At 26.9% G+C, this 13253-nt stretch carries 12 protein-coding genes; 5 read left to right on the top strand and 7 right to left on the bottom strand.

Translation table 4 applies throughout. From position 1 onward, the window contains the following. Positions 1-20: 20 nt before the first annotated feature. Both AAHM82_RS11365 and AAHM82_RS11360 read right to left on the bottom strand, forming a co-directional pair. A complete protein-coding gene (locus tag AAHM82_RS11365) occupies positions 21-935 on the bottom strand; it encodes an RluA family pseudouridine synthase (RefSeq protein WP_342264008.1) in 915 nt (304 codons plus the stop codon). Between the two features lies 1 nt (position 936). Further along, positions 937-1929 carry a CPBP family glutamic-type intramembrane protease gene (locus tag AAHM82_RS11360; RefSeq protein WP_342264007.1) on the bottom strand — a complete coding sequence of 331 codons (993 nt, stop codon included), beginning with the start codon at positions 1927-1929 and terminating at the stop codon, positions 937-939. Between the two features lie 97 nt (positions 1930-2026). On the opposite strand from AAHM82_RS11360, the gene AAHM82_RS11355 reads away from it, so the two are divergent. Further along, the gene (locus AAHM82_RS11355; RefSeq protein ID WP_342264006.1) at positions 2027-2653 is read left to right on the top strand and encodes a superoxide dismutase; all 627 of its coding nucleotides are present in this window, start codon (positions 2027-2029) and stop codon (positions 2651-2653) included. A 234-nt stretch (positions 2654-2887) separates the two neighbouring features. On the opposite strand, the gene AAHM82_RS14860 is transcribed toward AAHM82_RS11355, so the two are convergent. From AAHM82_RS14860 to AAHM82_RS14845, 5 genes are all read right to left on the bottom strand, one after another. After that, positions 2888-3280, bottom strand: coding sequence for a transposase family protein (locus tag AAHM82_RS14860; protein ID WP_342264845.1), 393 nt, complete (start codon positions 3278-3280; stop codon positions 2888-2890). Then, on the bottom strand, positions 3277-3717 hold the full coding sequence (locus AAHM82_RS14855) for a transposase family protein (RefSeq protein ID WP_342263396.1): 441 nt from the start codon (positions 3715-3717) through the stop codon (positions 3277-3279). The genes AAHM82_RS14860 and AAHM82_RS14855 overlap by 4 nt, the downstream gene beginning before the upstream one ends. Before the next feature lie 65 nt (positions 3718-3782). Next, on the bottom strand, positions 3783-4472 hold the full coding sequence (locus tag AAHM82_RS11345; protein WP_342264005.1) for an Mbov_0401 family ICE element transposase-like protein: 690 nt from the start codon (positions 4470-4472) through the stop codon (positions 3783-3785). A gap of 192 nt (positions 4473-4664) precedes the next feature. Further along, entirely contained in the window at positions 4665-5057 is a 393-nt protein-coding gene (locus AAHM82_RS14850) for a transposase family protein (RefSeq protein WP_342264845.1), read from the bottom strand. Then, positions 5054-5494, bottom strand: coding sequence for a transposase family protein (locus AAHM82_RS14845; RefSeq protein ID WP_342263396.1), 441 nt, complete (start codon positions 5492-5494; stop codon positions 5054-5056). Before AAHM82_RS14845 ends, AAHM82_RS14850 begins: the two co-directional genes overlap by 4 nt. A 409-nt stretch (positions 5495-5903) precedes the next feature. Here AAHM82_RS14845 and ptsP point away from each other — a divergent pair, with 409 nt between their 5' ends. From ptsP to AAHM82_RS11320, 4 genes are all read left to right on the top strand, one after another. Next, a complete protein-coding gene (gene ptsP / locus AAHM82_RS11335; RefSeq protein ID WP_342264004.1) occupies positions 5904-7628 on the top strand; it encodes a phosphoenolpyruvate--protein phosphotransferase in 1725 nt (574 codons plus the stop codon). A gap of 281 nt (positions 7629-7909) precedes the next feature. Further along, the gene (gene leuS, locus AAHM82_RS11330) at positions 7910-10357 is read left to right on the top strand and encodes a leucine--tRNA ligase (protein ID WP_342264003.1); all 2448 of its coding nucleotides are present in this window, start codon (positions 7910-7912) and stop codon (positions 10355-10357) included. Next, positions 10350-11054 carry an NTP transferase domain-containing protein gene (locus AAHM82_RS11325; protein WP_342264002.1) on the top strand — a complete coding sequence of 235 codons (705 nt, stop codon included), beginning with the start codon at positions 10350-10352 and terminating at the stop codon, positions 11052-11054. The genes leuS and AAHM82_RS11325 overlap by 8 nt, the downstream gene beginning before the upstream one ends. Positions 11055-11220: 166 nt before the next feature. Then, a complete protein-coding gene (locus tag AAHM82_RS11320; RefSeq protein ID WP_342264001.1) occupies positions 11221-13209 on the top strand; it encodes a PTS transporter subunit EIIC in 1989 nt (662 codons plus the stop codon). Positions 13210-13253: the final 44 nt, after the last annotated feature.

Genomic DNA, 13253 nt, shown 5'->3' with positions numbered 1-13253 from the left:
TAAATCATTTTATCACAAACTTAATTAATTTCTCTGCTATTTATTTCTAATATCTTATCAATATCTGGTAAAACAAATTGTTTATTATTTAAATAATCCAAAGGAACCGGTAAATTTTTAAACTCTAACTTATAAGCAAAAAGCATAATACGATCATTTAAATTATATTTAGAATCATATTTAATGTCACCCACAATCGGTGTTTTTAAATACTCACAAGATGCTCTAATTTGATGTTTTCTTCCCGTAATCAGTTGGATCTCATATCAACTAAACTTTAATACTTTTTTAAACATTTTAAACTTCGTTACTGCTACTTTACAATTTGGCAATTCTAATTTAGGACTAAACACCATTTTTCCTTGCATAATATCTTGAAACATATAACCTTTAACAACTAATGGTAATTCCTTATTAGTAGCTAATAACGCTAAATATTTTTTAGTAATATTATTTTGATTTCAAAATTGATGAAAAATATTTAAAGCAATTTTCTTTTTCGCATAAATTACTAAACCTCTTGTTAATTTATCTAAACGATGTACATGACTAATAGTAAAAGAATAACTGTTATTAATTTGCAAATACTTACGAACTGCTAAATCTAAACAATCACCCACAGGATGGTGAATTAAAACATTATGGGGTTTATCAACAATTAAAATATATTCGTCTTCATAAATAATTGCTAAAGCAATTTGACTAGCAAATTCCTTTTTTACTTCATCTTTGAAAGTTAAATTATCTAAAACAATAATCGTATCATTAGGTTTTAAATAATACTTCAAATCAGTAATAACTTCACCATTTAATTTTATCTTTTTTAAACGAAATAATTTATAAATTAATCGTAAAGGAACAGTATTAAAAGTTTTACGCATAAATTTAATAATTGTTTGATGAGCATCATTTTCATCAATAACAAATTGTACCATCCTAAGTTGCAACCAAAACTGTATAACTAATCAAATTATTTATTAAATGAATTACAAATGAATATGTTACATTCTCACGACCAAAAATAAATAGTAACGACAACAACAAAGAAAAACCTAAATAACTAAAAATATTTTGAATATCGCCAGCCAAGCGGACATGCATTCAAGCAAAGTAAAAAGAAGAAATAAAAAAACCCAATCAACGATATCTTGATAACATAAAAATACTATGCCTAGTTGCTAATTCTTCCAATAATGGTGCTGTAATAACAACCATAATAAATAAACCAATCTTGCCACTAATACTACTTAAAGATTTTTCAATTTCAGTTTGATTAGCAGATTTCTTAGTACCAATAGCATCATTAATAAACTTAAAAACAGCAGTAACTTGAAAAATAATTAACAAAGAAATAATAATCACAATAGCAACTAATAGTACATTATAAAGTAATGTATTACCAATCTTACTTGCTAACTGCTTACTAAAAAACAAAATTATAAAAATTATTACTAATCCAGTAATGCTTTGTATAAAAGAACTAAGAGCATAACCAGCATTCGTAAGTTCGATTTTATTACCAACTTGCTCATAAAATAATGGCGATGTTTTAATAAAAATAGCAAATAAAATCGTACTAACTGCTTGGGAAACTACAAATAAATAAATTGCTCAAGCACCACTATTAATAAATTTTTTTGCATCTTCTTCAACCATTAATCATCCAAAACTAAAACCATACGAAACTAAATTAAGAATTAAAAATAAAAAAACATAGTTATTATTATTTAAAACATAAATCCGAAGTAAATCAAAAATTATTGGAAGAACAAAAACTGTTATGAGAAATAAACAAGTACTAACTTTAGAAAACAGTTTATAATTATAAACCTGTAAATCATCAACAAAAGTTTTTGGAACTTGATACTGTGGACGATATCATTTACGCGTCTTTAATTGTTGGGAAAGCGAAAAACTTTCAGAATGCATCTTTAAACCTTACTCCATTTTACTTTCTTATATAATTATTATACATTTCTATAGTATATGTGTATATAATTAATTTATTAAAAGGAGGAAATTATAAATGTTTCAAAGAAAAGAATTAAATTATTCGTTAGATGCTCTAGAACCAATTATATCTAAAGAAACCATGGATTATCATTACAACAAACATCACAAAGCATATGAAGATGGTTTAAATAATACTCTTGCAAAATTAGAAAATAACAATCAACCTACCGATTTAAATCAATTAATGCGCGACTACTTAACCTTACCACATGAATGATGCCATGTTGGTATTCGCCAATTTGGTGGCGGATTAATTAATCACAATTTCTTTTTTAGTATCTTAGCCAAAGACAAACCAATTAGTAATGGTAAATTAAAAGCTCTCATTGAAGAAACCTACGGGTCAATGGAAAAATGACAAGAAAAAATGCGTGACGCTGCCTTACAAGTTTTTGGTAGTGGTTGAACATGATTATTAATTGATCGTAATGGCAAATTAAAAATTTTTAACACCTTTAACCAAGATAATCCTTGATTTTTAAAATCCTATCCTTTAATCGGTATTGATGTTTGAGAACATGCCTATTATATTGACTATCGTAACGACCGCAAAACTTATGTAACTAAATTTTTTGACATTATTAACTGAGAAGAAGTTGAAAAACTATATGACACTTATTTAAAAAATAATTCTAAATAATACTAATTTTAATAAAAAAGATGAATTCATTGAATTCATCTTTTTTATATTAAATAATTTATTAGACTTCTTGCAAAATTAATATGATAATTATAATTTTTAAATTTAAAATAAATATAAAAGTGTTATTAAAATAATTTTTAGATTATTTTTACAAATATTTTGTCATTAAAACATAATAAAAATTATTATTTACAATAAAAAAAGACTGAAATTTTAAATTATCAAATATATTTAAACTAATAGTTGTAAATTATAAATTGAAGCTATTAAATTAAATCTTAAAGCAAATCTTTTTCTACGATTTCGATATTTTTCACTAATAATTTTAAATTTTTTAAGTATAGCAAAAACATTTTCAATAACAATTCTCATTTTTGAAATTCGCTCATTATTTTGCTTTTCTTCTTTATTTAAAGGGTTTTTCTTTGATTTTCTTTTAGGAATTAAAACATTATGATTAATTTTTTGTATGCCTTGATAACCTAAATCCACTAAAACAGTTGTTTCTGGTAAAAATTTAATTTTTGAATCTTTTAAAATTTTAAAGTCATGGTTTTTACCATAAGAAAAATCAGAACTAATAATTTTTTTACTATCTTTTTCAATTATAACTTGTGTTTTTATTGTGTGTTTTTTCTTTTTTCCTGAGTAGTGCTGTTTTTGTCTTTTTTTGGGCGTTGGATTTGGCTTTCAGTTACATCAATTATAACAGTCTTATCTTTGAAATAATCTTTTAATAGTGATTTTTGACCAGTAAGTTGTTGAAAATTAGGGTGTTTTATTAAAGTGTCTTCAATTCATTTGATATTTCTATAACAACTACTTTCACTAATATCATAACTTTTTGCAATATGAAAATAAGTTCTATATTCTCTTCAATATTCTAAAGTCATTAAAATACGATTTTCTAATGATAATTTATTGGTTCTTCCGCGACGAAATCTCTTTTTTAATTCTTCTATTTTTAAAATTTCTAGCATTTTATTAAAAGTAGTATGTTTAATACCAGTTAATCTTAAAAAATTTTTATCACTTATTTGATTATTTTTTTTAAATTTCATTTAAATTCCACCTTTTTATTAAAAACAACAATTCAATTATATTTTAAATTAATTTTGCAAGAAGTCTAATGTAATACATTTAATTTGTTTAAATTTGCCATTCTTAAATGTAATAGATTATTTAAATTTTTATGATTATATATTTTTGCTCCATATCCTAATTGTTGTTTTACCAAATGCGATACATCACTTTCGATGCTACAACCGATATTTCATTCTAAATTTCGATTATGAATACCATGCTTATTGTTTTTGAAATAATTACTCACCTTTCTTAAATTTGTTTTAATATCTTTATTTAATTCATTTTTAACAACATTCCGAATACTTTTTACTAATTCTTGATGATTTCCATTTTTATATAATTCAATTCAACTATTTAGTGTTACTTTACGATTTTCAAAAACAATATTAAATGCCGTTTGTTTTAGTTTTTTAATAGCATGATAACCATCTAAAATATATCTAACATTACCGAAACTATTGGCAATTTCTCTAATTCAAGTAGCACCATCACCACAAACAATTATTTTGTCATAATTAATATTAACATAATGTTTTTGCAATTCTTTAATTAATAAATCACGATAATCCATCGTATTTATTCGTTTACCAACTTTTAACATTAGAAAATGACCTCGTTTATTTTCTAACTCTCTACGAGCATTTTTGTATTTTTTTTCTTTATGTCCGGTATGAAAAGTAACTAAACGAATTCTTTGGTCTTGTTTAATTTTATGGTCTAATGTCGCCAAAAATGTCTCATCTAGTTGAATAGACTTCTTGCAAAATTAATATGATAATTATAATTTTTAAATTTAAAATAAATATAAAAGTGTTATTAAAATAATTTTTAGATTATTTTTACAAATATTTTGTCATTAAAACATAATAAAAATTATTATTTACAATAAAAAAAGACTGAAATTTTAAATTATCAAATATATTTAAACTAATAGTTGTAAATTATAAATTGAAGCTATTAAATTAAATCTTAAAGCAAATCTTTTTCTACGATTTCGATATTTTTCACTAATAATTTTAAATTTTTTAAGTATAGCAAAAACATTTTCAATAACAATTCTCATTTTTGAAATTCGCTCATTATTTTGCTTTTCTTCTTTATTTAAAGGGTTTTTCTTTGATTTTCTTTTAGGAATTAAAACATTATGATTAATTTTTTGTATGCCTTGATAACCTAAATCCACTAAAACAGTTGTTTCTGGTAAAAATTTAATTTTTGAATCTTTTAAAATTTTAAAGTCATGGTTTTTACCATAAGAAAAATCAGAACTAATAATTTTTTTACTATCTTTTTCAATTATAACTTGTGTTTTTATTGTGTGTTTTTTCTTTTTTCCTGAGTAGTGCTGTTTTTGTCTTTTTTTGGGCGTTGGATTTGGCTTTCAGTTACATCAATTATAACAGTCTTATCTTTGAAATAATCTTTTAATAGTGATTTTTGACCAGTAAGTTGTTGAAAATTAGGGTGTTTTATTAAAGTGTCTTCAATTCATTTGATATTTCTATAACAACTACTTTCACTAATATCATAACTTTTTGCAATATGAAAATAAGTTCTATATTCTCTTCAATATTCTAAAGTCATTAAAATACGATTTTCTAATGATAATTTATTGGTTCTTCCGCGACGAAATCTCTTTTTTAATTCTTCTATTTTTAAAATTTCTAGCATTTTATTAAAAGTAGTATGTTTAATACCAGTTAATCTTAAAAAATTTTTATCACTTATTTGATTATTTTTTTTAAATTTCATTTAAATTCCACCTTTTTTATTAAAAACAACAATTCAATTATATTTTAAATTAATTTTGCAAGAAGTCTAATAAGAAAAATGATGATAGTTGAATTAATAAAGGTAGTATTGTATATACGAATAAATATAGAAAACATAAATTTAGATAACTAGTGAAAATTTAATAATAATTAATAATTTTTATTGTGTAAAAATTTAATAATATGATAAAATGAAAAAGAATAAAAATGACAATAACAAGAAAGGTATGGTTAGTTTAGTAATTAAATAATATAATTAGCTGATTGTTTTACTTCTTCAAAGCAATACCTAAGAAAACTAAACGCGACCCAGATTGCAATTGTTATTGGAAAAACTGAACTTTTTTTATATAATTACAATTAAACATATATAGAAACGAGGACATATTATGGAGTTGAAAGCTATTGGTGCTTCAAGTGGAATTGCCACTGCTAAAGTATATAAGTTAATTGAACAACGAATTGAAGTTGAAAAAGAACAAGTTACTAATATTGAAGAGCAATTACGAAATTTAGAACAAGCGTTGGATGTATCGCTTACTGAAATTCGGAAATTATATAGCGAAACTCTTAAAAAGCTTGGTGAAGATAAAGCTAAAATTTTTATGGCTCATGAGCAAATTATTAGTGATCCCACTATTATTGATGAAATAAAACAGATGATTATTAGTGAACAAGTTACTAGTTCGTATGCAAGTTTCGTTATTGCTAATAAATATATTGCGATGTTTAAAGCGATGGATGACGCTTATATGCGCGAAAGAGCAAGCGATATTGAAGATGTTACTAATCGTTTAATTAAGCATTTATTGGGAATAAAAATTCAAGATTTAGCAATTATTGATGAAGAAGTAATTATTGTTAGTTCTGATTTAACACCATCGCAAACAGTACAATTAAATCCGGAATTTGTGAAAGGATTTCTTTGTGATATTGGTGGTAGAACTTCGCATGCGGCGATTATGGCGCGTAGTTTAGAAATTCCGGCGATTGTAGGATTAAAAGATATTACTAGTAAAGTAGAAAATGATGAACTAATTATTATGGATGGAAAAAGTGGTGTCGTCATAACTAATCCTAGTAGTGCTCAACAAGTTGAATGAAAAGAATTGCAAACACAATGAAAAATTAAGCAACAACAATTGCAAAAATATAAGAATGAACCAACGATAACTTTAGATGGGCATAAAGTTACTTTAGAAGGAAATATTGGTTCTTTTCACGATGTTGATAGTGTTATTGAAAATGGTGGTAATGGCATTGGATTATTTCGTTCGGAATTTTTATATATGAATAGTAATCAATGACCAACAGAGGAAGAACAATTCCAAGCATATAAAGCTGTCTTAGAGAAAATGCCTAATGATATGGTTGTTATTCGGACACTTGATATTGGTGGTGATAAGCAGTTATCGTATTATCAGTTTGAATCGGAAATGAATCCTTTTTTAGGTTATCGTGCAATTCGTTTGTGTTTAGATCAGATTAATGTTTTTAAAACGCAATTGCGAGCATTACTAAGAGCATCGGTTTATAGTAAATTAGCAATTATGTTTCCTATGATTGCTACTGTGAATGAGTTTAAAGAAGCTAAAGCCATAACTTTACAATGTAAAGAAGAATTAAAGCAAGAAAATATTGCTGTTAGTGATGATATTCAAATTGGAATGATGGTAGAAATTCCTGTGGCTGCGGTAATGAGTGATATTTTTTCTCAATATGCTGATTTTGTTTCGATTGGAACTAATGATTTAATTCAATATGGAATTGCTGTTGATCGAATGTCACCGAAGGTATCATATTTATATCAACCTTATCATCCAGGAATATTAAGACTAATTAAAATGACAATTGATGGTGCTCATTTAAATAAAAAATGAGTTGGAATGTGTGGCGAAATGGCAGGAGAAATTTTGGCATTACCATTATTATTAGGAATGGGATTAGATTACTTTTCAATGTCATCAACATCAATATTAGAAGCAAGAAAAATTATTAATAGTTTAACTAAAAAAGAGACAGTTGTTCTTATGAATGAGGCTTTAAAATGTCATAATGAAAATGAAGTAATTGCTCTTGTTGCTAAATTTTTACAAGAAAAGAAATTAATTTAATGTTTTTAAATATTATATTGGCAACGACAACAATAAATAAAAATATGGGTATTGCTTTAACTGTTAGTTGTCTTATTTTGACAATTTTATGTTTTGTTATTCATTGACTGTTAGTAACAAAATATTTTTCAAAAGTTGTTTATAAGGATACATTGTGATTTTTTATTAAGAAAAATATTTTCTTTTTATGTGGATGTATGTTTACTCTTGGGTTTATCGCTTCCTTAATTTCTGTATTGAGAATATTTAGTTAAAAGATATATGATAAGAAAGGATACATTATGATTTATTCACATCGTGCTTTAGAAAAAAAGTGACAAGAGTATTGAAAAAATCAGCAAATATTTAAGACGCCTAGTAATATGGCAACTAAAAAGACTTATATTCTTGATATGTTTCCATATCCATCTGGTGCTGGATTACATGTTGGTCATTTAAAAGGTTATATTGCTACTGATGTAATGGCACGATTTCGTAAGATGCAAGATTATGCTGTTTTGCATCCTATTGGTTGGGATGCGTTTGGTTTACCAGCTGAACAGTATGCTTTAAAAACAAAAAATAATCCTGTAAGTTTTACTTTGGAAAATATTAATAATTTTCGTCATCAATTGCAACGCTTAGGTTTTTCTTATGATTATAATAAAGAAATAAATACTACTGATCCTAATTATTATCAATGAACACAATGAATATTTTCACAAATTTATAAAAAAGGTTTAGTTCAATTAAAATGAAGTGATGTTAATTGATGTGAAAAATTAGGAACAGTTTTAGCTAATGAAGAGGTTTTAGTTATTGAAGGAAAAATGGTTTCTGAAAGAGGTCATTATCCGGTTATTAAAAAACCAATGCAACAATGAGTTTTAAAAATAACTAATTATGCTTCAAGACTATTAAAAGGATTAGATGATTTAGATTGACCTAATTCTGTTAAAGAATTGCAAAGAAACTGAATTGGTGAACGATTAGGGGCATTAGTAGATTTTAAAATTCAAAATTCATTAGAAAAAATCTCAGTTTTTACTACAAGATTGGATACGATTTTTGGTGTTAGTGCTATTATTTTAGCACCAGAGCATCCATTAATAGTTTCGCTTACTATTAAGAATAATGAGCAACAAATGAATGAGTATTTATCAGAAGTTAAAATGAAAACTGATTTAGAACGCCAAGAGTTAAATAATGATAAACAAGGGGTATTTACGGGTAGTTATGCGTTGCATCCGTTAACAAATGAATTAGTTCCGATTTGAGTTGCTGATTATGTGTTATATCATTATGGAACAGGAGCAGTAATGTGTGTTCCCGCACATAGTGTTGAAGATTATCATTTAGCATTAAAATATAATTTGCCAATAAAGATTGTTATTGAAAATGATAATATGAAAATGCCAATAACTGGTGATGGTATTCATATTAATTCTCAGTTTTTGAATGGACTAAATAATGAACAAGCCATTAGTAAAATTATTAATGTTTTGGAAGCAAAAGCAATCGCTAAAAAACATACAACTTATAAATTACGTGATTGATTGTTTTCTCGCCAAAGATATTGAGGTGAACCGTTTCCAATTATTTTTTGAGATGATGGTACCATTGGGTTAGTTGATGAGTTAGATTTACCAGTAATGTTACCATTAACAGATAATATTGTTTCAACAGTTAACGGTCAGTCGCCATTGGCAAATATGGTTGATTTTGTTAATGTTACTAGAAATGATGGTGTTAAAGGGAAAAGAGATACAAATACAATGCCACAATGAGCAGGTAGTTGTTGATATTATTTAGCATATATTTTGAAACAAGATGATGGTAGTTTTATTCCCTTAAATAGTAAAACCGCATTTAAATTATTGGAACAATGATCACCAGTTGATTTGTATGTTGGTGGTCAAGAACATGCGGTGTTGCATTTACTATATGCTCGATTTTGACATCAAGTATTGTATGATTTAAAAGTTGTTCCGACGCCAGAACCTTTTATGAAACTTGTTAATCAAGGAATGATTTTAGGTATTGATGGTGAAAAGATGTCAAAATCAAAAGATAATGGTGTCAATCCCGATGATATTATTATGACGCATGGTGCTGATGCTTTACGCGTTTATGAGATGTTTATGGGACCATTAACAGCATCAATGCCATGAAATATTCAAGGTATTGATGGTACAAGGAGATGATTAGATCGGATTTATCGTTTAGTAACCGAACATCTTGCTTGAATTATTAAAAATAATGATGGTCAAATGGATAAAATTTATCATCAAACAGTGTTTAAAGTAACTACTGATTTGGAAAATTTAGCTTTTAATACGGCGTTATCTTCATTAATGGTTTTTGTTAATGCTTGTTATAAAACAAAGCAAATTTATTTACCTTATTTTTTAGGATTTATCAAAATGTTAAGTTTATTTGCTGTGCATTTAGCAGAAGAATTATGATTAATATTAGCCCAAGAAAGTAGTGTTGCTGTTCAAAAATGACCTGAATATGATGCTAAGTATTTAGTGAAAGATGAAGTTGTTGTTGTTATTCAGGTTAATGGTAAATTACGAGGAAAATTAAATGTTGTACCGAATTTATCACAAGAAGAAATTTTAAAAATTATTCAAAATGATGAGTATTTACAAAAAATTTTATATCAATATGAAATTAAACAAACAATATTTGTAATGAATAAAATTATTAACTTTGTTACTAAAGTAGTGGATAAACGCGATGATTAAGCGAGCGATTATTTTTGCGGCCGGAGTTGGCAGAAGATTAAAATTAAATCATCAACATAAATCATTATTAAATATTAATGGTGAAATTTTAATTGAAAAAATAATAACTAATTTATCAGTGGCTAAAGTTAATGAAATTATTGTTATTATTGGTTATCATTATCAAGATTTCTTATATTTAGTTGATAAGTATATGCAAGTTAAGCTTGTTCATAATGCGCAATATGAAAATGGTTCTAGTGCCTATGCTGGTTATTTAGTTAAAGATTATTTACAAGATAATACAATTATCATTAGTGGTGATATGGTAATGAAGCGAAATTTTTTTATGAATTTAACAGCAAAACCAATTATGTGTGCCGTTAAACGAGTAACTAAAAAGATTGATTGAGTGTATAATATAGGTAATGACAATAATATTATTGGTTATGAAAAAAGTAATAATATGCATAAGTTATTATTAGGTGAATGGTCATTGTTAGATGACCAATGAGCAAAGGCGATTAGAGAGCAATTGCAAATTAAGTTTGCTGAAAATGAGCTTTCTCAATATCAAATGGTGGATATCCTTATTGCTAGTGCTTTAAAAAATAAAATTGTTATTGCTCCTTATATATTAAGTGAAGATGACCAATGAGATATTGATACACCAGAAGATTTAGAAATTTCAGTTGCTAAAACGAAAAAAATTTCATAGTTATTATTGATATATTTAGTTTAAAGAGATTGTAATAATTTCTTAGATTAACTAAATAATATTTGATTTAGTTATTAAAAATAGAGTGGAGGTTATTCCTTGAATTTTAAAATAAAAAAATTTTTAGAATTTATTTTTAAATTTAAATAGAAAAGGAACGGTTTATATGTCGTCAAAGCTTGGATTTAAACAATATTTAGGTAGTTTTTGGAGTAACTTTAAAGAAAAAAGTCAAGGTGTTCTTCAAAAATTATCTAAAGCATTTATGTTGCCGATTGCGTTGTTACCAATTGCGGGATTATTTTTAGGAATTGGAGCAACAATTGAAACACTTGCTAAAAATGCTGATGCAGAAGCTTGAGAAACTTTTGGCACATTTTTAAAAATGATGGGCGATGTCCCATTTGCTAATTTATCAGTATTATTTGCAATTTCCGTTGCAATTGCTTTTACTAATGATGCTGGAGTTGCAGGTTTAACCGCATTAATTGGCTTTCTAATTTTTGTTGTTGTAATTGCTGTTTTTATGAATCAAGGAGTAATAAACTATAACTATGTTTTAGCATATGTTGATGATGTGGGTAAAGATCAGAAGATTGTAGTTTCATTAAAGGAATTATATACGGGAAAAGATTTAATACCAAAATTAACTGCTGAATTTAGTAAATTATTAGGAGGAACATTGGGCGGAAAACCAATTGATGATACTTTTTATCAAGTAATATCGTCAAGTGAAACGCCGATTAACTATAATTTATGATTTTGAAAAGGTGATTTAGCAGTTGATAATAAATTAACGACATCAATTTTAGGTATTGGACCAACACTAAATTCAGGAGTATTTGGAGGAATTATTGTTGGGGCGTTAGTTGCTTTTCTTTACAATCGCTTTTATCTAACAGAATTACCTTCTTACATTAGTTTTTTTAGTGGCGTAAAATTTGTCCCAATTGTGGTATTCTTTGCTGTTATTCCCTTGGCGTTTATTTTTATTTTAATATGACCGCCAGTTGGGGCAGCATTTAACTGATTTGGGCGTTCATCAGGAACATTACCTGTGGGATTAGATTCATTATTTTTTGGATTAATTGAACGGTCATTAATTCCTTTTGGATTGCATCATGTGTTTTATGCACCATTATGATGATCTGGTGCTGGTGGAGCCATTAGTGACTTTGCTGGTACTGTGGATGTAGCTAATCCATTAACTTTAACAGCTGTTGGTGACCAAACAGGATTTATGGCAGTTATTGCTGATGGAAAATTAACTTTGCAAGATATGTGAGGTCGGGGATTACGACTAGGACGATTCCAAGCTGGTAAGTTTCCCTTTATGATGTTTGGATTACCTGCCGCTGCTACTGCCACGGCATTGACGGTACCTAAGGAAAATCGGAATACAGCATTAGGAGTATATGCTTCCGCGGGGTTAACTAGTTTCTTGACAGGAATTACTGAACCGTTAGAATTTAGTTTCTTATTTGTGGCCCCATGGTTATTTTATGGGATTCATGTGCCATTAGCAGGAATATCATTTATGTTAATGAATGTTTTACAAGTAAAAATTGGAATGACTTTCTCTGGTGGCGTATTAGACTGAATTATTTATGGAATTGTTCCAAGTTTTAGTGGTCAAACAACTAATTGATGAGTTGTACCAATTGTTGGTGTAGCCTATGCAGCGATTTATTTCTTCTTATTTTATTTCTTGATTTTACGATTTAATATTAAAATTCCGGGAAGAGAAGCTATTGATGGGCAGATTCATTTATTTACAAAAAAAGATTATCAAGCAGTAAAAAGTCAATCTAAGACTGCGCTGGCAATAGAAGATAATGTTATTAACGAGGAAAAAGAAAAACTTAAAGATAAGAAATCTGGAAAAGTAATTGTTACAGCAGAAAAAATATTAGCTGCTTTGGGTGGGGCAGAAAATATTGAAAATATTGATGCTTGTGCTTCAAGACTACGAGTGCAAGTCGTTGATATGAATAAAGTTGATGCAAACGAATTAGAAATTTTAAGTACTAATCGTATTAAAAAGGGTGGTAATAAGCAAGTGGGCGTAGTTTTTGGTGGTCAATCAGATATTTGAAAAAGTAAAATTAAGGAAATTTTGTATCGCTCCTCTTCACCAGAAAAAACTAAAAAGTAATAAATATTTAGTAGTAAATAGTAATTAATTAAAAGTTAATTTAA

It is taken from the genome of Spiroplasma endosymbiont of Clivina fossor (assembly GCF_964031115.1).
Classification (GTDB): Bacteria; Bacillota_I; Bacilli_A; order Mycoplasmatales; family Nriv7; genus Nriv7.
This window is presented reverse-complemented; position numbering and strand designations above follow the sequence as displayed.